Source organism: Streptomyces violens, assembly GCF_000717745.1.
Classification (GTDB): Bacteria; Actinomycetota; Actinomycetes; order Streptomycetales; family Streptomycetaceae; genus Streptomyces; species Streptomyces violens.
In genome coordinates this window covers 94,551-118,186 of sequence record NZ_JOBH01000003.1, presented here as the reverse complement: position 1 = coordinate 118,186, position 23,636 = coordinate 94,551, and the positions used below count along the sequence as shown (strand labels likewise).

Sequence of the window (23,636 nt, the reverse complement as noted above, 5' to 3'; positions counted from 1 at the left end):
ACGATGACGAGAGAACCGGTGCCCTGGGACACCCCCGGGCCGCTGTCCGGACCGATCGGCGTTCCGCTCGTCGACCTGCTGGACCGCGTCCTGGCCACCGGTGTTGTGGTGAGCGGTGACCTGGTCATCGCCATTGCGGACGTGCCGTTGGTACGGGTCTCGCTGCACGCGCTCCTTTCCTCGGTCAGCGAACGCGTACCTGCCCCGTGGCCGGACGGAGGGCCCCTATGACCAGCGCACGACTCGACGTGGACCGCGACCGGCTGGGGAAGGACCTGGTCACCCTCGTCCTGACGGTGGTGGAGCTGCTGCGGCAGCTCATGGAGCGTCAGGCGATCCGCCGCGTCGAGCAGGGCGACCTGCACGACGGGCAGATCGAAGAGATCGGCACCACCCTCATGATGCTCGACCAGCGGATGACCGAGCTCTGCGAGCAGCACGGGATCCGGCCCGAGGACCTCAATCTCGACCTCGGCCCCCTCGGAACCCTGCTCCCCAACGACTGACGCTGCAGCGGCCGAAGTCAGTTGACCTGCCGGTCCCGCCCCGACCAGTAAGGCTCCCTGAGCTTGAACTTCTGGATCTTGCCGGTGGCCGTGCGGGGGATGGCGTCGCGGAATTCGACCGTGGTGGGGGCCTTGTAGCCGGCCATGTGCTGCTTGCAGTGGGTGATGATGTCGGCTTCCGTGGCCGTGGCGCCTTCGGTGAGGACGACGAGGGCCTTGATGGTCTCGCCCCACTTCTCGTGGGGGACGCCGATGACGGCCACCTCGGCGACGGCCGGGTGGCTGAAGATGGTGTCCTCGACCTCGATCGAGGAGACGTTCTCGCCGCCGGTGATGATGACGTCCTTCTTGCGGTCGGAGATGGTGAGGTGGCCGTCGGTCTCGTCGATGGTGCCGCCGTCGCCGGTGTGGAACCAGCCGTCGCCCAGGGCCGCTTCGGTCTCCTCGGGCTTTTCCCAGTAGCCGTCGAGGACGGTGTTGGAGCGGGCCAGGACCTCGCCGGAGTGGGAGATGCCGAGTTTGACGCCGAGTGCGGGGATGCCGGCGCGGGAGAGTTTGCGGGCGCGTTCCTCGGCGGGGAGGGCGTCGTCGGCGGGCTGGAGGCGGTTGAAGGTGAGGAGGGGGGAGGTCTCCGTCAGGCCGTAGATCTGGGTGAACTCCCAGCCCAGTTCGTCGCTCATGCGCTGGATGGTCTTGCTGGGAGGCGGGGCGCCGGCGCAGACGACGCGGACGCGGTCACGGCCGGGGATTTCGCCCTCCCAGGTGGCGGCCGCGTCGAGTACCGCGTTCCAGACGGCGGGGGCGCCGCACATGAGGGTGACGCCGTGTTCGTCGACGCGGCGCAGGATTTCGGTGCCGTCCACCTTGCGGAGCACCACCTGCTTGACGCCCAGGCCGGCCATGACATACGGCATGCCCCAGCCGTTGCAGTGGAACATCGGGAGCGTGTGCATGTAGACGTCGCGTTCCCAGGCGCGGGTGTGGAGGCCGAAGGTCAGGCCGTTGACCCAGATGTTGCGGTGGGTGAGCTGGACGCCCTTGGGGCGGGCGGTGGTGCCGGAGGTGTAGTTGATGGTGGCGGTGGCGTCCTCGTCCGGGTTCGACCACGGGCGCGGCTCGACGCCGAAGCGCATGAGTTCGTTCTCGGTCTGGTCGCCGAGGATGAAGCGGTGGCGGGCCTTGATGCCGGAGAGGGTCTCTTCCAGTTCCGGGTCGAGGAGGAGGACCGAGGCGCCGCTCTGCTGCACCAGGTAGTCGACCTCTTCCGGCTTGAGGCGGAAGTTGATCGGCACGCAGATGCGGCCGCTCATCGGGACGGCGAAGAGGAGTTCAAGGAGGCGGGCGGAGTTGTGACTGGCGACCGCCACGCGTTCGCCCTCACCGATGCCCAGTGCGTCGAAGCCCGCCTGCCAGGCGCGTACGCGCTCGGCGAGCCGGCCGTACGTGGACTCGGGCACCGGCGGGGCGGGCTGGTTCGGCTCGTCGATCACGCCGGGGCTTGCGGCGAAGCCGAGCTCTGCCCGGTCGAGGAAGTCCGCGACGGTCATCGGTGTCCGCATTGCACTCTCTCCTGTATTCGCAACATTTCACAGCATTCGGCCGGTGCGGCTCTGGTGGGCGGTCCGGACAGTGCCGCTTCCGTATCCTCGACCGACTCGCCGTCGGTCAACCCCGTCGCCCTCCTCCTCATTGCCCCGCGGCTTCCGGCCATCGTGTAATCAGTGACGCAGGTCTCACCACCCCCGAATGGGGGGAAGCGGAGGTTAGCGCGTGCTGAACGAGCCAGAGCTGAGCGGGTCGGCGGACGTCAGGGCGGCGCTGCTGCGGCTGCGCAGGGCGAGCGGGCTGCCCGTGGCGTTCGGCGGGCTGCTCTCCAGTACGGGCCGCTTCCGCATCACCGAGCTGACCGGCGCGGCCACCACCGCGCTGCGCGGGCTGTCCGTCCACTCGGGCAATGGTCTGGGCGGCAAGACGGCGGCCCGCTCCCGGCCCTTCGCGGTGACCGATTACCACTCCTCCGCGGTGATCAGCCACGAGTACGACGCGGCGGTGGCCGCCGAGGGGCTGAAGTCCGTACTGGCGGTACCCGTCGTGGTGCGGCGGCGGGTGCGCGGCGTGCTGTACGGGGCGCTGCGGCAGCCGCTGCAGCTCGGCGACCGGCCGCTGTCCGCCGCGCTGGAGGCGGCCAGGGAGCTGGAGCAGGCGCTGGTGGTGCAGGACGAGGCGGAGCGGCTGCTGTCGGTCGCCCGGCAGCCGACCGCCGCCGATCCGGTGATGTGGGAGGAGGTCAGGGAGGCGCACAGCGCGCTGCGCACCCTGGCGCAGCGGGTCGGCGATCCGCTGCTGCGGCAGGAGATGCTGGCGGCCTGCGGGCGGCTCGCGGCCGCCTCGGGCGGGGCCCGCCGGGACCCCGCCGTCGCACTCTCGCCGCGCGAGGTGGACGTGCTCTCCTGCGTGGCCTCGGGCGCGACGAACGTGGCGGTCGCCGAGCGGCTGGGGCTGCGCCCGGAGACGGTCAAGGGCTACCTGCGCTCCGCCATGCGCAAGCTGGGCGTCCACACCCGGCTGCAGGCCGTGGTCGCGGCGCGCCGGGCGGGCCTGCTGCCGTAGCCACGCCTTCTTCCGCCCCCGCTTCCGGCGAGCCGCGCCCGCGATCCTGCGAGACGCTGGAGGAGGTCGTCGGTGCAGGTGGCGTCAGTGAGGAGGGCCGGGCGTGGCGGTTCCCGCGACCGGAAGCGAGCCGGAGCCGGTCCTGCCGGCCGGGCTGGCGGCCGGGGTGTACATCCAGGACGGCTACGGGCGGATCTCGCACGTCAACGACAAGGCCGAGGAGCTGCTGGGGCGCCCGGCCCGCGACATGCTCGGCGCCGACCCGCACGAGCTGCTGCACCGCAATCCCGACGGATCACGGCTGCCGCGGCCGAACTGCGTGCTCCTCCAGGCGTTCCTGTCCGGTCGGACCGTGTCCCTGGACGGCTGTCAGTGGTTCGCGCGCGGGGACGGCGAGCTGATCTGCGTGGGCGGGCTGTCCGTGCCGTACGAGGTGGACGGCGTGCCGGACGGTGCGGTCGTGGTCTTCTTCGAGCGGCCGCCGGAGGAGGTGTACACGCCGACGCCGCCGGCGAACCTGGAGGCGCTGACCGACCTCGCCGACCGGCTGACGATGGTCGCCGAGACCACCGCCGTGCTCACCTCCACACTCGACCTCGACGAGTCGCTGAAGCGGCTCGTACGGCTGGTGGTCCCCCGGTTGGCGGACTGGGCGGTGGTCGATCTGCTGGAGGAGCAGAACTCGCTGCGGCGGGTGGCCGTCGTGCACCACGTGAACGGGCAGCACGTACGGGTGGACGAGCTGGCCGGCCCGATGCCGCCGGTGCTGGAGACGTCGCGGATGCCGCTGTCCAGCGTGCTGCGCGGGGCGGCGCCGCGGATCGTCTCGCCGGACGACTACGCGGGACCGCCGGACTCCGGCGTCGCCGTCCAGCAGCGCGAGATGTTCCAGGCGATCGGCATGCGGTCCGCGGTGATCGCGCCGCTCCGCGGGCCCGGCAAGGTGCTGGGCGCGCTGACCCTGGTCCGTACGGAACAGGAGACGCCCTTCGACGCGGCGGAACTGGCGCTGGTCGACGACATCGCCCGCCGGGCCGGGCTCGCCGTGGACAACGCGCAGCTGTACGAGCGGCAGCGGCGGGTCGCCGAGACGATGCAGCGCCATCTGCTGCCGCCACTCCCCCGTATCGAGGGCCTGGAGATGACGGTGCGTTACCACCCGGCGCCGCACGCCTCCCGGGTCGGTGGCGACTGGTACGACGCCTTCCGGCTGCCGGACCGCACGACGGCGCTGGTCATCGGGGACGTGGTCGGCCACGACCTGCAGGCGGCGGCCTGCATGGCGCAGGTACGCAACATGCTGCGGGCCTTCGCCTGGGAGCACACCGAGGCCCCGTCCGTCACCGTCGACCGGCTGGACCGGGCCCTCGTCCACATCAGCGACGTGCAGCTCGCCACCATGATCCTGGCCCAGGTCGAACGGGCACAGGCCGGCGACTGGCAGCTCCGCTGGACCAACGCCGGACACCCGCCGCCACTGCTGGTGCACGACGACGGCCGGGTGTGCTTCCTGGAGCAGGGCGCCGCCGACCTGGTACTCGGTACCGAGCTCTCCCCCGCACGCACCGACTTCCGGCAGGCCCTCCCGCCGCGCAGCACGGTCGTCCTCTACACCGACGGCCTGATCGAGGCCCGCGGCCTGCCGCTGAGCGAGGGCCTCGACCAACTCGCCAGCTTCGCCGCCGCCCTCGCCGACCGCTCCCTGGACGAATTCTGCGACCAGCTCATCAGCCGCGCCCTGTACGCGGCCAACGAGGACGACGTGGCGCTCCTGGCGTTGCGGGTGCCGGGGACGCCTTGAGGAACTACTGCGCCGACTGCTGCGCCGGCGGGGCCGGCATGCGGAAGTCGAGGACTTCGGTGGCCTCCCGCTCGGTCTTCTTGGCGTACTCGCGCGCCTCGGTGGCGACGTCACCGTGCTCGTTGATGAGCTGGTCGTAGATCGGGGTGAGCGGTCTGTCCGGCGAGTTCATCGTGCGGTGTTCCTTCGTTCTCGGACATGGCGACAGCCGCCCACGTATGGCGCGGACGGCCGGCAGCCGATCTTAGCCTTCGCCTTACGGGAGCGGTATTGCTGCCCTCAGGCAACCGATCCGATACGGCGTGTCGTGACCGATGTGTCGTGATGGATCGGGGTATGGGCGCCGGTGAGGGGGACGCCGGTGCCGCCGCGGCGGGTGGCGACGATCTCGGCGGCGATGGAGAGGGCCGTCTCCTCGGGGGTGCGGGCGCCGAGGTCGAGGCCGATCGGGGAGCGGAGACGGTTGAGTTCGAGGTCGGTCAGGCCTGCCTCGCGGAGGCGGCGCAGGCGGTCCAGGTGGGTACGGCGGGAGCCCATGGCGCCCACGTACGCGACGGGGAGCTTGAGGGCGCGTTCGAGGAGGGGCACGTCGAACTTGGCGTCGTGGGTGAGGACGCAGAGGACCGTGCGGGGATCCAGCTCCTGGGAGTCCAGGTAGCGGTGGGGCCAGTCGATGACGATCTCGTCGGCGTCGGAGAAGCGGGCCCTGGTCGCGAAGACGGGGCGGGCGTCGCAGACGGTGACGTGGTAGCCGAGGAACTTACCGGCCCTGACCAGGGCCGCGGCGAAGTCGATGGCGCCGAAGACGAGCATCCGCGGGGGCGGTACGGACGATTCGACGAGGAGGGTCAGCGGGACGCCGCACTGGCTGCCGTCCGCGCCGATCTCGACGGTGGTGGTGCGGCCCGCGTCCAGCAGCGCGCGGGCCTCCTCGACCGCGGTGCGGTCGAGTGCGGGGTGGCCGCCGAGGCTGCCGGTGTGGCTGCCGTCGGCGCGGACGAGGAGGGCGCGGCCGAGGAGTTCGGCCGGGCCGGAGACGATGCGCGCGAGGGCCGCCGCCTCAGGGGTGACGGCGGCGGCCACCGCCGCGACGAGCGTCCCGGAGGTGCTGTCCACCGGGGCCGGGGGGTCGTCCGGCCCCTCCGATGGCTCCGGGGCACTCGTGCGTACCGGGGTGACGAGGATGTCGATGATGCCGCCGCAGGTCAGGCCGACGGCGAAGGCGTCCTCGTCGCTGTATCCGAACTGCTCCAGGACCGGCTCGCCGGTCTCCAGAGCCTGTTGGCACAGCTCGTAGACCGCGCCCTCCACGCAACCGCCGGAGACGGACCCGATCGCCGTGCCGTCGCGGTCGACGGCGAGGGCGGCGCCCGGTTGCCGGGGCGCGCTGCCGCCGACGCCCACCACGGTGGCCACGGCGAAGTCGCGTCCCTGCTCGACCCACCGGTTCAGCTCTTCGGCGATGTCCAGCATGTCCAGCTCCTTGTCTGCGATTGCGCGGAGGGCCGATGCGAGCCTCCGCCCGGGCACGGTGCCCGGCGCGGGCGGGTCTCGCCTACCCGATGTCGTTGAAGGCGAAGTTGGCGATGAACACCAGCGCGAGAATCCACATCAGCGGACCCGGCTCGCGCCACTTGCCCTGCGCGAGCTTGATCGCGCAGTACGAGATGACGCCCACGGCCACGCCGTTCACGATCGAGTAGGTGAACGGCATGATCACCACGGTCAGGAAGACCGGGATGGCCACGGAACGGTCCTTCCAGTCCACGTGCCGTGCGTTCTGCATCATCATCGAGCCGATGACGACCAGCGCGGCGGACGCGACCTGGGCGGGCACGATCTCGGCCAGTGGGGTGAAGAGCAGCGCCAGGCCGAAGAGCAGGCCGGTGACGGTGGCCGACAGGCCCGTACGGGCACCCTCGCCGACGCCGCTGGCGGACTCGATGAAGACGGTCTGGCCGGAGGCGCCGGAGACGCCGCCGATCGCGCCGCCCGCGCCGTCGATGAGCAGCGCCTTGTTCAGGCCCGGCATCCGGCCGAGGTGGTCGGCGAGCTTGGCCTCCTGGCCGACGGCGATGATCGTGGCCATGGCGTCGAAGAAGCCGGCCAGGACCAGGGTGAAGACGACCATCGCCACGGTGGTGGCGCCGAGCTCCGCGAAGCCGCCGAACTCGATCTTGCCGAACAGGCTGAAGTCCGGGCTGGAGACCAGGGTGTCCGGGAGCGCGGGCGTGGCCAGGCCCCACTGCTTGTCGCCCAGCCCGAAGATCGCGGTGACGATCAGCGAGAAGACGGTGCCGACGGCGATGCCGATCAGGATCGCGCCGGGGATGTTGCGGGCCAGCAGCATGAAGATGACCACGAGGGTGATGCAGAAGGCCAGGACGGGCCAGCCGGAGAGGTGGCCGTGGACGCCGAGGGTGACCGGCGCCGAGGCGTTGCCGATGCCGACGAATCCGGCCTTGACCAGGCCGATCATGGTGACGAAGAGCCCGATGCCGATGGTGATGGCGTGCTTGAGGCCGAGCGGGATCGCGTTCATGATCTTCTCGCGGAGGCCGCTGATCACCAGCAGCATGATCACCACGCCGTAGATCACACACATGCCCATGGCCTGCGGCCAGGACATGTCGCTGATCACCTGGGTGCCGAGCACACCGGAGACGCTCAGTCCGGCGGCGAGGGCCAGCGGTACCTTGCCGACGATGCCCATGAGCAGCGTGGCCAGCGCCGCCGCGAAGGCGGTCGCCGTGATGACGGCACCCGGTGCGAGCGTGCCGCCCACCGCGTCCTTGCCGCTGAGCAGGACGGGGTTGAGCAGAAGGATGTACGCCATCGCCATGAAGGTGGTGATGCCGCCGCGCAGCTCCCGGCCGAGGGTCGAGCCGCGTTCGGATATGTGGAAGTACCGGTCGAGCCACGACCGGCCGGCGGGCTGGCGCGTACCCGCGCCGGCGTCCTCCGCCGTGGTCGTGGGCTCAATGGTGGGCTGGGTCATGGTGCCTATCTCCCAAGGTTCATAGGGGCACTCACAAGAGGGGGGAAATGTGAGATTTGGGATGGAGCGGGCCGCACGACCCGGGGGACGGCCCGAGACGAACGTTTTTCAGCCAGATGCGGCGCCGAGGACGGATCCTAGGAGCCCGGGCTGACGTGGGGGAAACTCCGGGCGGTACGAACCGCAGGAGGACGGACAGGACACCCCAAAAGTCCGCACCGCCCGGAGGGTTCTCACGTGCCGGTGAGGTGTTCCGGTCGCACCGGCGTCTTCGTGAGTGCCAGACCTGTCGCCGCCCGGATTGCGGAGAGGACTGCCGGGGTCGACGACAGGGTCGGCGCCTCACCGATGCCACGCAGCCCGTAAGGCGCGTGCTCATCGGCGAGTTCGAGCACATCGACCGGGATGGTCGGCGTGTCGAGAATCGTGGGGATCAGGTAGTCGGTGAAGGAGGGGTTGCGTACCTTCGCGGTCTTGGGGTCGACGACGATCTCCTCCATGACCGCCACGCCCAGGCCCTGGGTGGTGCCACCCTGGATCTGGCCGACGACGGACAGCGGGTTGAGCGCCTTGCCGACGTCCTGCGCGCAGGCCAGCTCGATGACCTTGACCAGGCCGAGCTCGGTGTCGACCTCGACGACCGCGCGGTGCGCCGCGAAGGAGTACTGCACGTGGCCGTTGCCCTGGCCGGTCTCCAGGTCGAACGCCTCGGTGGGGCGGTGCCGCCACTCCAGCTCGACCTCGACCGACTCCTCGCCGAGCACGTCCACGATGTCGGCGAGCACCTCGCCGCCGTCGGTGACGACCTTGCCGCCCTCCAGGAGCAGCTCGGCCGTGGCCCACGCCGGGTGGTACGTACCGAACTTGAGCCGGCCCTTCTGCAGGACCTGCTCGCGCACCGCCTCGCAGCTGTTCTTCACCGCGCCGCCGGTGACATAGGTCTGCCGGGAGGCGGAGGTGGAGCCTGCCGAGCCGACCTGGGTGTCCGCCGGCTGGATGGTGACCTGCTGGACGCCCAGCTCGGTACGGGCGATCTGCGCGTGGACGGTGACGCCGCCCTGGCCGACCTCGGCCATCGCGGTGTGCACGGTCGCGACCGGCTCGCCGTTGATGACCTCCATGCGGACGCGCGCGGTGGAGTAGTCGTCGAAGCCCTCGGAGAAGCCGACGTTCTTGATGCCGACGGCGTAGCCGATGCCACGGACGACGCCCTCACCGTGGGTGGTGTTGGACAGACCGCCGGGCAGCGCGCGGACGTCGGCGCCCTCGGTGGTCTCCCACTGGTTCTCCGGCGGCAGCGGCATGGCCTTTACGCGGCGCAGCAGCTCGGCGACCGGCGCGGGCGAGTCGACGACCTGCCCGGTCGGCAGCAGCGTGCCCTGCTCCATGGCGTTGCGCTGGCGCAGCTCGACGGGGTCCATGTCGAGCGCCTTGGCCAGCTTGTCCATCTGCGCCTCGTACGCGAAGCACGCCTGGACCGCGCCGAAGCCGCGCATCGCGCCGCAGGGCGGGTTGTTCGTGTAGAGCGCGATGGCCTCGATGTCCACGTCGTCGACGACGTACGGGCCGACGGCGAGCGAGGAGGCGTTGCCGACCACGGCCGGGGAGGCGGAGGCGTACGCGCCGCCGTCCAGCACGATGCGGCACTTCAGGTGGGTGAGCTTGCCGTCCTTGGTGGCGCCGTGCTCGTACCAGAGCTTGGCCGAGTGCCGGTGGACGTGGCCGAAGAAGGACTCGAACCGGTTGTAGACGATCTTGACGGGCTTGCCGGTGCGGAGCGCCAGCAGGCAGCCGTGGATCTGCATCGACAGGTCCTCGCGGCCGCCGAAGGCGCCGCCGACGCCGGAGAGCGTCATCCGGACCTTCTCCGGCGGCAGGCCCAGCACCGGCGCGATCTGCCGCAGGTCCGAGTGGAGCCACTGGGTCGCGACGTACAGGTCGACGCCGCCGTCCTCGGCCGGCACCGCGAGGCCGGACTCCGGGCCGAGGAACGCCTGGTCCTGCATGCCGAAGTCGTACTCGCCGGTGACGATCACGTCCGCGCGCTTGGCGGCCTCGTCGGCGTTGCCGCGGATGATCGGCTGGCGGTGGACGATGTTCGGGTGCGGTACGTGGCCCGCGTGGTGGTCCTTGCGCCCCGGGTGGAGCAGCGGCGCGTCCTCGGCGGTGGCGCTGGCCTCGTCGGTGACGACCGGCAGCTCCGCGTAGTCGATCTTGATCTTGGCGGCGGCCCGGCGGGCGGTCTCCGGGTGGTCGGCGGCGACCAGCGCCACCGGCTCGCCGTGGTGCCGCACCCGGCCGTTGGCCAGTACCGGGGTGTCCTGGATCTCCAGGCCGTAGTTCTTCACCGCGGTCGGCAGGTCGTCGTAGGTGAGGACCGCGTAGACACCGGCCTGGGCGAGCGCCTCGGAGGTGTCGATGGAGCGGATCTCGGCGTGCGCGACGGTGCTGCGCAGCGTGAAGCCCCACAGCATGTCCTCGTGCCACATGTCCGACGAGTACGCGAACTCGCCGGTCACCTTGAGCGTGCCGTCGGGCCGCAGCGTGGAGGCGCCGATGCCGGCCGGGGTCTTGCTGCCCTGGGTGAGGTTGGTGGGTGTCCGGGTGACTCCGGCCATTGTCAGGCCCCCGTTCCTGCGGTTTCGGACTCGCCGCGGGCAGCCGCGAGGCGGACCGCGTCGAGGATCTTCTCGTAGCCCGTGCAGCGGCACAGGTTGCCCGACAGGGCCTCGCGGATGTCGGCGTCGGAGGGCTGGTTGTTGCGCTCCAGCAGCTCGTCCGCGGCGACCAGCAGGCCGGGCGTGCAGAAGCCGCACTGGACGGCGCCCGCGTCGATGAACGCCTGCTGGATGGGCGAGAGAGCGGTATGCGGGGAGGTGCCCTGCTCACCGGCCTGGCTGTCGCCCGTACCGGTGGGCTTGGCGGCCCAGCCCTTCGCCTCGTCCAGCGTCGTGCCCTTGCCGCCGCAGACCCCCGCGCCGCAGCCGCCGTGCTCCGCACGCTGCCGGGCGAAGTCGGCCAGCCCCTCGACGGTGACGACCTCGCGGCCCTCGACCTGGCCGGCCGCGACCAGACAGGAGCACACCGGCACCCCGTCCAGCCGGACCGTGCAGGAGCCGCACTCGCCCTGCTCGCAGGCGTTCTTCGAACCCGGCAGGCCCATCCGCTCGCGCAGCACGTACAGCAGGCTCTCGCCTTCCCAGACGTCGTCGGCCGTCTGTTCGCGGCCGTTGACGGTGAACTTCACGCGCACTGTGCGCCTCCTTGTGCTGTGCGGCCGTCGCCGCGGTAGGACTCCCAGACCCAGCCGAGCGTGCGGCGGGCCATGATGCCGACCGCGTGCCGGCGGTACTTCGCGCTGCCGCGCACATCGTCGATCGGGTTGCAGGCGCCGCTCGCCAGCTGGGCGAACTGCTTCGCCACGGACGGCGCGACCGGCGCGCCGGACTCCCAGTGACCGCCCTCCTCCAGCGCCGCGGCGAGGAAGGCCTCCGCCTCCTTGGCGCGTACCGGGGTGGGCGCGGCCGAGCCGATGCCGGTCCGTACGGTCTTCGTCTCCGGGTGCAGCGCGATGCCGAACGCGCACACCGCGATCACCATGGCGTTGCGCGTGCCGACCTTGGAGAACTGCTGCGGCCCGGTGGCCTTCGGCAGGTGGACGGCGCGGATCAGCTCGTCCTGCTCCATGGCGTTGCGCTTCACGCCGAGGTAGAACTCGTCAATGGGGATCATGCGAACGCCGCGGGCCGCCGACTCGACCTCGACCTCGCCACCGGAGGCGAGCAGCGCGGGGTGCGCGTCGCCGGCGGGGGACGCCGTGCCGAGGTTGCCGCCGACGCCGCCGCGGTTGCGGATCTGCGGGGAGGCGACGGTGTGCGAGGCGAGCGCCAGGCCCGGCAGCTCGGCGCGCAGGTTCTCCATGATCTGGGTGTACGGGACGGAGGCGCCGAGCCGTACCGTGTCCGCTCCGGTCTCCCACTCCCGCAGATCACCGATGCGGTTCAGATCCATCAGGTACTCGGGGCGGCGGTGGTCGAAGTTGATCTCGACCATCACGTCCGTGCCGCCCGCAATCGGCACAGCGGTGGGGTGCTCGGCCTTCGCGGCGAGCGCCTCCTCCCAGCTGGCGGGGCGAAGGAAGTCCATGCGTGGCTCTCTTCTCCGAAGTCGTTCATCGGTCGTTCATGTTTCAGTTACGCGATGTGACCCAGTACACGTGCCAGGCGCGCACCCGGTGCAGTCACCGAAACCATGAAGCGGTTGGCTGGCCAGGCCGGCCGTCTTGTAGATTCGAACGAAAAGCGGGGCACGGCAACCTCGCGGTATTCCACCGGCAACACCAGACAGAAAGATCGGCGGGCGACGACGTCATGCGGCTCCGCGCACTCCTGGACACCGACTCCCTGGGCCTGCGGCTGCTCGGGGGCGAGGACGAGCTGGACCGGACGGTCCGGGGCGTGATGACCACCGACCTCCGCGACCCCAGCCGCTATCTCTCGGGGGGCGAGCTCGTGCTCTCCGGGCTCGCCTGGCGGCGCGAGCCGGCGGACTCCGAGTCCTTCGTACGCATCCTGGCCCAGGCCGGGGTGGCCGGTCTCGCGGCCGGCACGGCGGAGCTGGGCCCCGTCCCCGACGACCTGATCGCGGCCTGCGCGCACCACCGCCTGCCGCTCTTCTCCGTCACCGAGTCGGTCTCCTTCGCCTCGATCACCGAGTACGTCGTACGGCAGGTCTCCGGCGAGCGGGCCGGCGACCTGGCCGCCGTCGTCGACCGGCACCGCCGGCTGATGACGTCGGGCCCGGCGGGCGGCGGCCCCGAGGTCGTACTGGACCTCCTCGGCTCCGACCTCGACCTGAACGCCTGGGTCCTCTCCCCCACCGGACGGCGGATCGCGGGCGCCGCGCCGGGCGGCGACGCCACGCCGGCCGGGGACACGGCGGTCGGTGCCCGGCTGGCGGGCGAGCACCTGGCGGCGGCGCGCAGCGGGCGGCGCAGCCCGCACCGCGTCCTGCTCGGCAACAGCACGTACTCCCTCTTCCCCATCCGCAGCGGCGGCCGCGACCTGCGCGAGACCGTGCTCTCGGACTGGCTGCTGGCCGTCGAGGCGGACGCCGGGGACTGGCCGGCGGAGCGGCTGGACCTGCTGCAGGGCGTCACACAGCTGATCGCCGTGGAGCGGGACCGGCGCGACGCGGCCCGTACGGTGCGCCGCCGGCTCGCCCAGGAGGTGCTGGAGCTCGTCCAGACCGGCGCCCCGCCCGCCGAGATCGCCGCCCGGCTGCGGGTCGCCGCGCCCGTGCTGCTGCCGGGCCTGGGCACGGCGCCGCACTGGCAGGTCGTGGTCGCGCGCGTCGAGTGGGAGGGCGGGGACCTGCCCGGCGGCCCGGTCGCGCAGACCCTCCTCGAAGAGATCCTGGTCGACCCCGGCAGCGCGGGCCCCGACCCGGCGGACCGCATCGCCGTGGCGCACACGGGGGACGAGGCGGTCGCGCTCGTACCACTGCCCGCGCTGCACGAGGACGACGCGGACACCAAGGCCGAGGGCCTGCACGCGGAGTCGCTGCTCCGGTCGGTCCAGGAGCCGCTGGCCCGCGGGCTGTCCGACGACGGCCGGCTCACCATCGGCGTCAGCGCCGCCGTCCATTCGGCAGAGGGGCTGCGCGGCGCGCTGGAGGAGGCCCGGCACGCCCGCCGGGTCGCGGCGGCCCGGCCCGGCCCGGTGTGCGCCGCCGGCCACGAGGAGCTGGCCTCGCACGTCCTGCTGCTCCCCTTCGTACCGGACGACGTGCGCCGCGCCTTCACGGCCCGGCTGCTGGACCCGCTCCGGGACTACGACCGCCGGCACCGCGCCGAGCTGATCCCCACCCTGGAGGCGTTCCTCGACAGCGACGGCTCCTGGACCCGCTGCGCCGGCCGGCTGCACCTGCACGTCAACACCCTCCGGTACCGCGTCGGCCGCATCGAGCAGCTCACCGGCCGCGACCTGTCCCGCCTGGAGGACAAGCTGGACTTCTTCCTGGCGCTGCGGATGACGTGAGGCCCTGCGGATGACGTGAGCCGCGCTCGCCGGGCCCCGCGCGGCCCGTGATCACCGCTCGATAAGGTTTTCCCATGGCGATGACGAACGGGCCGGAGGCGGCCGCCGAGCCGGACCCGGCGGACCCTGCGGAACCGGCGACTCCGGCAGCCCCGGCGGCCCCGGCCTGGCAGGCGCCGAGCGAGGTCGAGCAGCAGCTGTACGACGCGAAGACCCGCGGCGACTGGCCCGCGTACTTCGACGTACTGGCCCGCACCGAGCTCTACATCGCCGACTCCCGGGCGGCGGCCGACGCACACCCGGGCACGGTGCGCTTCCAGCCGTACTGGGACCAGCGGACCGGGACGCCCTGCCTGGCCGCCTTCACGATCGGCATGCTGCCCGCGCCCGTCGAGGACCCGGTCTTCTGGTCCGGCTCGCTGGACTGGTACGCACGCAACTGGGAACCGCACGACCCGCCGTGGCTGGCCGTCAACCCCGGCAGTCCCTGCGAGGCGTACTTCCCGACCTCCCCCGGGCACCGGGCGGTGTGGCAGCGGCACGCCGCGGCCGCGGCCGCCGCCTCCTCGTCGGAGGAGGGGATCAGGCTGCGCGCCCTGCATGTGGGCGGGCCGCTGCACGGCCCGGTGGCGCACGGACTCGCCTGCGGGGCGCTGCTGTTCGTCAAGAACGGGCAGCCGTGGAACGCCATGGCCCACCACGGCCGGGGCTACTACCCCGAGAAGAAGCAGCTCGCCGAGTTCTGGAACGTCACCGACCGCGCGACGTGGCAGCAGGCCCAGGAGCGGCTGACCGCCGCCGACATGGTCAGCGAGGTATGGGAGTTCGCGCTCGCCGTGCGGCGCTCGCTCGCGCTGGACTTCGCGGGCGCCGTGAGCGTGGACCACTGGCGCGGGGTGGCCGAGCGGGTACTGCGGCACAACGCCGAGAAGGGCGCCGAGGTCAAGCTCACCCCGGACGGCGTGACGAAGACCGAACCGCCCGGCGAGGCGGAGGTCGCGTCGCAGGTCGCGGGCGTGCAGCGGCTCATCGGGCGGATCGCGCGGTACGAGGCGCGGTTCCGCGCGGACGGCGTACTGCCCGAGGGCAAGTTCGTCCGGTCCGTCGAGGCATGGGACTACGGGCGCGCCTCGGGCATGGCCCGCTGGGGGCTCGGCGCGCGCTACTGCACCCTGGCGGAGGCGGAGCAGGCCGTACTGCGCGCCGGCGCGGCGAGCCGGAGCGCGTACCGCTCCTGGGAGGACTTCTCCGCCGGCTTCATCCTCGGCCGCTGCCTCCAGTTCGACGAGGAGGAGTTCGGCCACTGGTACGAGGACATGGCCACCGCGCACCGCATCCTCACCACCGATCCGGCCAGCCCGTGGCGGAACATCCCCTGGGAATGAGGCCGCCCGGTCGGCGCCAGGGATGATCTCCGCCCCGCCGGCGCGCTCTCCGTACCCCCTCGTTCCGGTGGTCCGCACTCCGCCACGCGTCCACCACCGCCTCCTGCACCGGGACCGGGCGACGGGATCATGGGGCGGGCGGCGAAGGGCGCACGGCGCGGGGCCGACCGCGTGACTCCGGATCACTCGTTCGAGCGGCTTTCGCGCGCCGCCGCAACGGCGATCGAAGCGCCAGGTCAGGGCCGTCGACGGCCGATCACCCCGTGCGCGCACCCCGCCGGACAGCCGTGATCCGCTTCCCTAGCGGCTCAACTCCGCGCCGTACACGGCCCGCCGGAGATTGTGAAATCATTCACCCAGCCCCTTGGCCCCACGCCGAAATTCGTGCTGAGATTCGCCCACTGCTTCCAGTCCAGCTCAAAGGTGCGCTCGGGGAGGGCAATGTGGCGGACACCGCCATGCCGGAATCTGCCGAAACCGATGGGTCCGAAGGATCTGTCGAACGACTGCCGGTGCCGGGAGCACCGGTGACGGGACTGCCGGCGGCCAGGACCGCCGGTCCGGCCGCGGACGGGGACAAGGACGGGGACGGCCCACTGGACCGGGCGGTCTGGCGGCTCCGGTCCCGCGGCTGCTGGGAGGACGCGGCCGCACTGCTCGAACCACACGCCGCGGCCCACCCCGCCGCCGCGCTCCGCCGCGCGGCGCTCCTCGTGGAGCGCTCCATGTTCACCTGCGCGGGCTGGGCCGAGGCGGAGGACGCGCTGCGGTACGCCGAGGCCCGCGCGACCACCGACGACGAGCGCGGCGAGGCGGCCTGCGAGCGCGGTCATCTCGCCTACGCCGCCACGGTGCTGGGCGTACGCGACCGCGCCGACGAGGCCCGGGCGGCGCTCGGCCGCGCCGCGGCGCTGCTGCCGCCGGCCGCCGAGGGGCGCGCGCTGCTGGACTTCCGGCGCGGCCTGATGGCCGAGCACATCGCCGACAGCCCGCAGTCCGCGCGGGCCGCCTACCGTCGCGCACACGCCGCCGCGACCGCCCACGACGACCCGCTCCTGCTCTCCTTCACCTGGCGCCACCTCGCCGGACTCGCCCTGCGCGACGGCGAGTTGGCCGAGGCCCGGCACGGCTTCGCCGAATCCCTCCGCCTCCGCGAGGAACTGGGCTACCTCATCGGCACGGCCCCGGCCCTCGCCGCCCTCGCCGACGCCGCCCCGGAGGAGGACGCGGCCCGCCTCCGCGCCGAGGCCGCCCGCCTCTTCCGCCTCATGGACGGCGTACCTACGTGGCTGGCGGACCACCTGCCGACGGCGGCGTAACGGAGCCTCACTCGACGTCACACCCGATGCCGTCACCGTCCCGGTCCAGCCGATAAGGATCATCCGGCCCCACGGAGGTGGGCCCCGACAGATCGGAACAGTCGACATCGGCCCCACCTGCCGGCGCTTCCGGAGACGGAGTGTCTTCGGACGGGGCGTCCTGCGACGGCTCGGTTTCGGGGGCGTCGGTGGGTACGTCTGTGGGCACATCGGTGGGCACGTCGGTGGGTTCGTCCGTCGGCGTGTCCGCGGGATCCGGAGCAGGTGACGTGTCGTCACAACCGGCCCACAGCCCCGCCTCCAGCTGCTCGGCCTCGTCGGCCGCCCGGGAGATCGTCGGCCAGTGCTTGTCGTTGGGCGGGAAGAGGGTCGCCTTGGCGTCCCCGCCGGAGACCATCGTCTCGTTGACGAACTGCCCTCCGTCGTTCCACACGTACAGCAGATAACGGCCGTAGCGGTCCTTCAGCTCCTCGTCGCGTTCGATGCGTACGTCGGAGCCCAGCGGCAGCAGGTCCGAGAGGCGGTCGGTCGCTTCGCCGGCGTGGCAGGTGCCGACCTCGGGGGCGTCGATCTCCAGCAGGCGGACGGTGGCCTGGGCGCCGTCCGGGAGGAGGCCGCCCCCTCCGAAGACCTCCAGCGTGTCGCCGTCGATGATGCGCGCCACGGAGGCGTGCGCGGTGCTCCGCCGCTGCTCGGAGGAAGCGGGCGCGTCGGTGGGTTCCTCGGAGTCCTCCGCCGGCGGTTCGGAGACCGCCGGCCCGGGCTCGGTCGCCGCCGGATCCTGGTCGGCATCCATCCGGCCACCGCTCTCGCCGCAGCCGCTGATGCCGGCGAACACGACGAACGCGGCCGGAGCGGCGAGTACGGAGAGCAGCCGCGCCCTTCCTCGGCGGCGGGGCCTGGGCGGCGGTGCCTGCTGACGCCGCCACACGTGCGGGTCCGGTGGTGAGGAGTTGTTCATAGCGGCCGCCTGAGCCGGGAGGAATGGTGCTCCTCCCAGCAGAGCACGGCAATACAGGGGCCGCCAGTCGGGTGATGCCCGGTGATGGGTTCCTCAGTGCAGGAAGCGGTTCCCCGTGAGGTGGTCGCGGGCTATGCGTTCTGTGAGGGGGAGGTCCTGGGTCTGGAGGGCGTCGAGGAGGGCCATGTGGTCCGAGGCGTCGGCCAGGAGGTCGGCGACGCCGACTCGGGTGGCGGCGCACGGCCAGGACGTGCGGCGCTGTACGTCCTCGGCGACGAGGGTCAGCTGGCGGTTGCCGGTCAGGGCGAGGAGCGCGCGGTGGAAGGCGCGGTCCGCCTCGGCGTACGCCACGCAGTCGCCGTGGCCGGCGGCCGTGACGGTCGCGGCGGCCAGTGGGCGCAGCTCCTCCCAGCGTTCGGGGGGCAGCGTGCGGGCCAGCCGCAGGACGGCCGGTACCTCCAGCATGGCCCGTACCTCGGCCAGCTCGGCGAGGTCGCGGGGGGTGCGCTCGGCGACCCGGAAGCCGCGGTTGGGGACCACCTCGATCGCGCCCTCGACGGCGAGCTGCTGCATCGCCTCGCGGACCGGCGTCGGCGACACGCCGAAGCTGTCGGCGAGTGCGGGCGCCGAGTAGACGGCGCCGGGGGCCAGCTCGCCGGAGAGCAGCGCGTCGCGGAGCGCGGCCAGGACCTGCGCGCGTACGGAGTGCCGCTGCGGCTTGCGTACGGAGGGCGCGGCGGAGGCGGCGGGGGACGCTGCGGGCGGGGCCGCGACGGCGTGGGTGACGGCACCGTCGCCGTCGGCCGGGTGCCGTCCGCGTACCGCCTCGGGGCGCCCCTGCGCGGGCACGCGGGCGCGTATCCGCGGCGGCTCTTCCGCTGCGCGCTGCTCCATGGGGTACCTCCTGATGTCCTTGTGCACCATAGGCGGCCCCTGCCGCAGTTCAAACCTCGGAGAGTTCCGCTAAGGTAAGCCTTACCTGCCAACGACGCGATTCGGTGGTCCCCGCATGAATGCTTCCGTCCTCGCCGCCCCGCCGTCCCCTTCCCCCGTGACCGGCGCCTATGCCCGGCTCACCGAGGTGTTCCCGGGCCTGCGGGTGACCGAGCTCGGGCCGCAGGACGCGGCCCCGACGGGCGAGGAGTGGACGAGCGCGGCGGAGCTGGCGGCCGGCGGCGAGGCCCTGGACGCCTTCCTGGCCTGGGACGACGCGCAGGTGATCAAGAACTACGGGAAGCGCGCCCGCCCGGACGTGGTCGCGAGCTTCGGCCTGCACCGGTACGCCTGGCCGGCCTGCCTGCTGATCACCATGCCGTGGTTCCTGCACCGCCGGGTGCCCCGGCTGCCCGCCGGCGCCGTCTTCTTCCCGCGCGAGCTGGGCCACGCGGCCGTACGCATCACCTCCTTCGCGTGCCTGCCCGACGACCCGGCGGCCGGGCTGCCGGGCGCCGTGGTCGTGGCCGACGAGGAGGCGCTGCGCGCCGAGGTGCGGGCCGCGGTCGCCGAGCACCTCGGGCCGGTACTGGACGGCTTCCGGCCCCGCGTGCGGCGCGGCCCGCGCGCCCTGTGGGGCATGGCGACGGACGAGATCGTCGAGGGGCTGTGGTACCTCGGCCATCTGCTCGGCGAGGAGCCGCGCGCCGTGGCCGAGGTGGCGCGGCTGCTGCCGGGCTCGACGGCGCCGTACGTCGGCGGCGCGGGCTTCCGCGAGCTGACCGGCCCGGCCGGCGAGCAGCTCCCGACGCGGGACCGCGCGAGCTGCTGCATGTTCTACACGGTGCGCCCGGAGGACACCTGCGTCACCTGCCCGCGCACCTGCGACGCGGACCGGGTCGCGCGGCTGACCGCGAGCGCCTGACCCGAGCGCTCCGCTCCCCCGCCACAGCGGACTACTCCCCAGCCACCCGATCGAGTGGCGACAATCGAACTCAACTGCCGCCGCCCCTAAGGCTGTACGAACAGTTCGGCCCTCTCGGCGGCCCGGGGCGCCTCCTTGGCGTCCTCTTGCCCCGAAAACCCCTGCCGTACCGGCCGACTCCGCCAGGATGTCGCGCGAAACGCGTACCGCGATGCAAGGGGTCCCAGATGAGAATGACGGACATATCGCTGGACTGGCTCGTCCCGGGAGCCCTGCTGCTCATCGGCGTGACGGCAGCCGTGGCGGTGGTCCTGCGCGGCAAGCAGAGCGCGGACAAGGCGGCCGACGACTCCTGGGAGCGCAGCGAGGAACGCCGCCGCCGCAAGGAGGCCATCTACGGCTCGGCGTCCTACCTGCTGCTCTTCTGCTGCGCCGCGGTGGCGGCCGCGCTCTCCTTCCACGGCCTGGTCGGCTTCGGCCGGCAGAACCTCAACCTCTCCGGGGGCTGGGAGTACCTGGTGCCGTTCGGCCTGGACGGCGCCGCGATGTTCTGCTCCGTACTGGCCGTGCGCGAGGCCAGCCACGGTGACGCGGCGCTCGGCTCCCGGATGCTGGTGTGGACGTTCGCGGGCGCGGCCGCGTGGTTCAACTGGGTGCACGCGCCGCGCGGCCTGGACCACGCGGGCGCGCCGCAGTTCTTCGCGGGCATGTCGCTCTCCGCCGCGGTCCTCTTCGACCGGGCGCTGAAGCAGACCCGCCGGGCGGCGCTGCGCGAACAGGGCCTGGTACCGCGGCCGCTGCCGCAGATCCGGATGGTGCGCTGGCTGCGTGCCCCGCGCGAGACGTTCGCCGCCTGGTCACTGATGCTGCTGGAGGGCGTACGGAGCCTGGACGAAGCGGTCGACGAGGTACGCGAGGACCGCCGCGAGAAGGAGGAGGCGCGGCGGCGCCGGCGCGAGCAGGGCAAGCTCGACCGGGCCCGGGTGAAGGCGCTGAACCGGCAGCACCGGTGGGGGCGCCACGCCCGTCAGCTGCCGGCCGTGACAGCCGGACGGCCGGTGGCACAGCAGGCCGAAACGCCGGCGATCGAGGCCCAGGCGGTCGAGGCGCCGCCTCCGGCCGGGAGCCCGGGTATCGAGGCGGAGCCCGCTCCGGGCGACCGGCGGCGGTCGCGCCCGACGCTGAAGGCCGTGACCGGCCGCGCCGATGGGCAGGGCACGCGGACCGTGGACCTCACCGCCGAGGACGACACGCAGACGATCCCGCGGCTGGACTCCCTGGAGGAGAAACTCGCCGAGATCGAGCGGCAGTTCGGCTGAGCGAGCTCAACGCGCCGAGCGGAACGTGACAACAGAGCGGCGGGCCGCCCCTTGAAGGGCGGCCCGCCGCACGTTCGCCGAGCGGAGCACCGGGACTCACGCCGCCGTGCCGCCCAGTTCGAACCACACGCACTTGCCGACGCCGTGCATCCGTATGCCCCAGGCGTCCGCGAGTGAGCGCACCAGCATCAGTCCTCTCCCCGAAGTGCCTTCGGTGGTCGGTCTGCGGGGCTGCGGCCGCCGGGACACGAAGTCCCGTACTTCCACCCGCAGGCGGTCGGTCACCGTCACGGTCACCACGGCGCCCCGGTCGGTGTGCACCAGTGCGTTGGTGACCAGCTCGCTGATGAGCAGCTCCGCGATGTCCGACCTGCCGGTATCCCCCCAGTGGGCCAGCTGCCGGCGCAGGTCCCTGCGGACCCTCGCCACCGCCGTGAGGTCGGCGCGGCGCAGCCGGTGCCGGACGGCCCTCGGCCGCTGCCCTTCCCTCCATGTTCCGCCACGGCTGCCGAGGGGGCCGGTGACCGGCCCGTCGGTCCGTCCGTGCAGTTGCTCGCCCCGTACAGGCTGATGCTTCATCCTCCCCGCCCCGAGCGCTCCGGTGTCCCCGATCTTCATCCCCGATCTGTCGAACGACCTCAGATCGATGCATGCCCATCGGGATACGGCCCAAGCTTCGCCCCCTGCTTCCGCATATGCCACGAGATGCCCGGCTGGTCCCGACCAAGGTCCTGTCCGGCTGTCATGACAAGGGCGGAAACGGGAGCGCGGCACGGCCGTCCGTAGGACGAATTCGCCCTCGCTGTCGACCGGCCCGCTGCCGCACCCGGTGCACCGCGTCCCGGAAGAGATCGCGGCGCGGGGTCCGCCGAGTGGCCCGGTGCGGCTACGCCCGCGTCCGTGCCGCCGCGGCACAGCGGCGCAGCTCGGAAGCTCCTGACTCCTCCTGCCGCGGACAGGCACAGGTGCGGGGCATGTGCCCGTCTGGACGGTAACGGCTCAGAAGCGTGGGATGTTGCGGAGGTTGGACCGGGCCATCTGCACCATCCGGCCCACGCCGCCGTCCAGCACGATCTTGCCCGCCGAGAGCGCGAAGCCGGTCACCATGTCAGCGCTGATCTTCGGTGGGATGGACAGCGCGTTCGGGTCGGTGACGACGTCGACGAGCGCGGGACCGTTGTGCTTGAAGGCGTCCCGCAGCGCGCCCCGCAGGTGCTTGGGCTTCTCCACGCGGACGCCGTACGCGCCCGCCGCCCGGGCGATGGCCGCGAAGTCGGGGTTCTGATTGCCGGTGCCGTACGAGGGCAGGCCCGCCACCAGCATCTCCAGCTCGACCATCCCGAGTGAGGAATTGTTGAACAACACGACCTTCACCGGCAGGTTGTGCTGGACCAGGGTGAGGAAGTCGCCCATCAGCATGGAGAAGCCGCCGTCGCCGGACATCGAGACGACCTGCCGCCGGCGGTCGGTCAGCTGCGCGCCGATGGCCTGCGGCAGCGCGTTGGCCATCGACCCGTGGGTGAACGAACCGATGACGCGGCGGCGCCCGTTGGGCGTGAGGTAACGCGCCGCCCAGACGTTGCACATCCCGGTGTCCACGGTGAAGACCGCGTCGTCCGATGCCTCCTCGTCCAGCACGGAGGCCACGTACTCGGGGTGGACCGGCACGTGCCGGTCCACCTTGCGGGTGTACGCCTTGACCACGCCCTCCAGCGCGTCGGCGTGCTTCTTCAGCATCCGGTCCAGGAAGCGGCGGTTCTTCTTCTCCTGGACCAGCGGGGTCAGGCAGCGCAGCGTCTCCCGTACGTCGCCCCAGACGGCCAGGTCCAGCGTGGAGCGGCGACCGAGGTGCTCGGCGCGCACGTCGACCTGCACGATCGGCACGTCCTTCGGGAGGAACGCGTTGTACGGGAAGTCCGTGCCGAGCAGGATCAGCAGATCGCACTCGTGCGTGGCCTCATAGGCAGCGCCGTACCCGAGCAGACCGCTCATCCCAACATCGAACTTATTGTCGTACTGGATCCACTCCTTGCCGCGCAGCGCGTGGCCGACGGGCGACTTGATCTTTTCGGCCAGCTCCATGACCTCGGCGTGGGCGCCCGCCGTACCGCTGCCGCAGAAGAGCGTGACCTTGCCGGCCTGGTCGATCATGCGGGCGAGCTGCGCGATCTCGGCGTCGCCGGGGCGTACGGACGGCCGCGAGGTGACCAACGCGTGTTCCTCGGCGCGTTCGGGCGCGTCCTCGCCCGCGATGTCGCCGGGCAGCGCGACGACGGAGACGCCGCTGCGGCCCACCGCGTGCTGGATCGCGGTCTGCAGGACGCGCGGCATCTGCCGGGTGTTGGAGATCAGCTCGCAGTAATGGCTGCACTCCTGGAAGAGCTGGTCGGGGTGGGTCTCCTGGAAGAAGCTCGTGCCGATCTCGCTGGAGGGGATGTGCGAGGCGAGGGCCAGTACGGGGGCCATCGAACGGTGGGCGTCGAACAGGCCGTTGATGAGGTGGAGGTTGCCCGGGCCGCAGGAGCCGGCGCAGGCGGCGAGCCGGCCGGTGATCTGGGCCTCGGCGCCGGCCGCGAACGCCGCGACCTCCTCGTGCCGGACCTGGACCCAGTCGACCGCCGAGGTGCGGCGGATGGCGTCGACGACGGGGTTCAGGCTGTCGCCGACGACTCCGTACAGCCGCTTGACCCCGGCGCGCGCCAGGATGTCGACGAACTGCTCGGCCACGGTCTGCTTCGCCATCGCGCGCACGCCCTTCGGGTGGGGATCAGTGGCTCGCGCCGCTCGCGGGGAGATGATTTGCCCGCCTTTGCGGCATCGGTTCGGTTCTACCACTCATTC

20 protein-coding genes are annotated in these 23,636 nt (G+C 72.2%); 9 read left to right on the top strand and 11 right to left on the bottom strand.

Features of this window, described 5'->3' with window-relative positions; translation table 11 throughout:
- Nucleotides 1-3 precede the first annotated feature (3 nt).
- The gene (locus IF04_RS0107115; RefSeq protein ID WP_030252534.1) at nucleotides 4-231 is read left to right on the top strand and encodes a gas vesicle protein; all 228 of its coding nucleotides are present in this window, start codon (nucleotides 4-6) and stop codon (nucleotides 229-231) included.
- Nucleotides 228-506, top strand: coding sequence for a gas vesicle protein K (locus IF04_RS0107110; protein ID WP_030252532.1), 279 nt, complete (start codon nucleotides 228-230; stop codon nucleotides 504-506). Before IF04_RS0107115 ends, IF04_RS0107110 begins: the two co-directional genes overlap by 4 nt.
- Nucleotides 507-523: 17 nt before the next feature.
- Here IF04_RS0107110 and IF04_RS0107105 read toward each other — a convergent pair whose 3' ends face one another.
- Nucleotides 524-2,065: an AMP-binding protein gene (locus IF04_RS0107105; RefSeq protein ID WP_030252530.1), complete on the bottom strand. Its 1,542-nt coding sequence runs from the start codon at nucleotides 2,063-2,065 to the stop codon at nucleotides 524-526.
- Nucleotides 2,066-2,279: 214 nt separating this feature from the next.
- On the opposite strand from IF04_RS0107105, the gene IF04_RS0107100 reads away from it, so the two are divergent.
- The gene (locus IF04_RS0107100; RefSeq protein WP_030252527.1) at nucleotides 2,280-3,116 is read left to right on the top strand and encodes a LuxR C-terminal-related transcriptional regulator; all 837 of its coding nucleotides are present in this window, start codon (nucleotides 2,280-2,282) and stop codon (nucleotides 3,114-3,116) included.
- A 103-nt stretch (nucleotides 3,117-3,219) separates the two neighbouring features.
- The gene (locus IF04_RS0107095; RefSeq protein WP_030252525.1) at nucleotides 3,220-4,917 is read left to right on the top strand and encodes a SpoIIE family protein phosphatase; all 1,698 of its coding nucleotides are present in this window, start codon (nucleotides 3,220-3,222) and stop codon (nucleotides 4,915-4,917) included.
- Between the two features lie 4 nt (nucleotides 4,918-4,921).
- On the opposite strand, the gene IF04_RS39020 is transcribed toward IF04_RS0107095, so the two are convergent.
- The 6 genes from IF04_RS39020 to IF04_RS0107065 form a co-directional block, all read right to left on the bottom strand.
- Nucleotides 4,922-5,089 carry a hypothetical protein gene (locus IF04_RS39020; RefSeq protein WP_169746115.1) on the bottom strand — a complete coding sequence of 56 codons (168 nt, stop codon included), beginning with the start codon at nucleotides 5,087-5,089 and terminating at the stop codon, nucleotides 4,922-4,924.
- A 107-nt stretch (nucleotides 5,090-5,196) separates the two neighbouring features.
- A complete protein-coding gene (locus tag IF04_RS0107085; RefSeq protein ID WP_030252523.1) occupies nucleotides 5,197-6,390 on the bottom strand; it encodes an XdhC family protein in 1,194 nt (397 codons plus the stop codon).
- A gap of 82 nt (nucleotides 6,391-6,472) precedes the next feature.
- Nucleotides 6,473-7,915 carry an NCS2 family permease gene (locus IF04_RS0107080; RefSeq protein WP_030252520.1) on the bottom strand — a complete coding sequence of 481 codons (1,443 nt, stop codon included), beginning with the start codon at nucleotides 7,913-7,915 and terminating at the stop codon, nucleotides 6,473-6,475.
- A 233-nt stretch (nucleotides 7,916-8,148) separates the two neighbouring features.
- Complete coding sequence (locus IF04_RS0107075; RefSeq protein WP_030252518.1) at nucleotides 8,149-10,533, bottom strand: xanthine dehydrogenase family protein molybdopterin-binding subunit; 2,385 nt, start codon at nucleotides 10,531-10,533, stop codon at nucleotides 8,149-8,151.
- 2 nt (nucleotides 10,534-10,535) lie between these two features.
- The gene (locus IF04_RS0107070) at nucleotides 10,536-11,168 is read right to left on the bottom strand and encodes a (2Fe-2S)-binding protein (protein WP_030252516.1); all 633 of its coding nucleotides are present in this window, start codon (nucleotides 11,166-11,168) and stop codon (nucleotides 10,536-10,538) included.
- Nucleotides 11,159-12,061: an FAD binding domain-containing protein gene (locus IF04_RS0107065; RefSeq protein WP_030252514.1), complete on the bottom strand. Its 903-nt coding sequence runs from the start codon at nucleotides 12,059-12,061 to the stop codon at nucleotides 11,159-11,161. Before IF04_RS0107065 ends, IF04_RS0107070 begins: the two co-directional genes overlap by 10 nt.
- Before the next feature lie 224 nt (nucleotides 12,062-12,285).
- Here IF04_RS0107065 and IF04_RS0107060 point away from each other — a divergent pair, with 224 nt between their 5' ends.
- The 3 genes from IF04_RS0107060 to IF04_RS0107050 all read left to right on the top strand — a co-directional run bounded on the left by IF04_RS0107060 (nucleotide 12,286) and on the right by IF04_RS0107050 (nucleotide 16,657).
- Nucleotides 12,286-13,953 (top strand): PucR family transcriptional regulator, encoded by a 1,668-nt coding sequence (locus tag IF04_RS0107060; protein WP_030252511.1) that lies wholly within the window; start codon nucleotides 12,286-12,288, stop codon nucleotides 13,951-13,953.
- A gap of 80 nt (nucleotides 13,954-14,033) precedes the next feature.
- The gene (locus IF04_RS0107055; protein WP_051830893.1) at nucleotides 14,034-15,338 is read left to right on the top strand and encodes a DUF1266 domain-containing protein; all 1,305 of its coding nucleotides are present in this window, start codon (nucleotides 14,034-14,036) and stop codon (nucleotides 15,336-15,338) included.
- 527 nt (nucleotides 15,339-15,865) lie between these two features.
- A complete protein-coding gene (locus tag IF04_RS0107050) occupies nucleotides 15,866-16,657 on the top strand; it encodes a hypothetical protein (RefSeq protein WP_245654312.1) in 792 nt (263 codons plus the stop codon).
- 7 nt (nucleotides 16,658-16,664) lie between these two features.
- On the opposite strand, the gene IF04_RS0107045 is transcribed toward IF04_RS0107050, so the two are convergent.
- The gene (locus IF04_RS0107045; RefSeq protein ID WP_245654311.1) at nucleotides 16,665-17,618 is read right to left on the bottom strand and encodes a thermonuclease family protein; all 954 of its coding nucleotides are present in this window, start codon (nucleotides 17,616-17,618) and stop codon (nucleotides 16,665-16,667) included.
- A gap of 93 nt (nucleotides 17,619-17,711) precedes the next feature.
- Nucleotides 17,712-18,512, bottom strand: a complete 801-nt coding sequence (locus IF04_RS0107040; RefSeq protein WP_030252501.1) for a GntR family transcriptional regulator — start codon at nucleotides 18,510-18,512, stop codon at nucleotides 17,712-17,714.
- A gap of 115 nt (nucleotides 18,513-18,627) precedes the next feature.
- On the opposite strand from IF04_RS0107040, the gene IF04_RS0107035 reads away from it, so the two are divergent.
- Nucleotides 18,628-19,476, top strand: coding sequence for a (2Fe-2S)-binding protein (locus tag IF04_RS0107035; protein WP_030252500.1), 849 nt, complete (start codon nucleotides 18,628-18,630; stop codon nucleotides 19,474-19,476).
- Between the two features lie 227 nt (nucleotides 19,477-19,703).
- Nucleotides 19,704-20,795: a DUF2637 domain-containing protein gene (locus tag IF04_RS0107030; RefSeq protein ID WP_030252499.1), complete on the top strand. Its 1,092-nt coding sequence runs from the start codon at nucleotides 19,704-19,706 to the stop codon at nucleotides 20,793-20,795.
- A 96-nt stretch (nucleotides 20,796-20,891) separates the two neighbouring features.
- Here IF04_RS0107030 and IF04_RS0107025 read toward each other — a convergent pair whose 3' ends face one another.
- Both IF04_RS0107025 and IF04_RS0107020 read right to left on the bottom strand, forming a co-directional pair.
- A complete protein-coding gene (locus IF04_RS0107025) occupies nucleotides 20,892-21,374 on the bottom strand; it encodes an ATP-binding protein (protein ID WP_078599935.1) in 483 nt (160 codons plus the stop codon).
- A gap of 420 nt (nucleotides 21,375-21,794) precedes the next feature.
- Nucleotides 21,795-23,537 carry a pyruvate dehydrogenase gene (locus IF04_RS0107020; protein WP_030252497.1) on the bottom strand — a complete coding sequence of 581 codons (1,743 nt, stop codon included), beginning with the start codon at nucleotides 23,535-23,537 and terminating at the stop codon, nucleotides 21,795-21,797.
- Nucleotides 23,538-23,636: the final 99 nt, after the last annotated feature.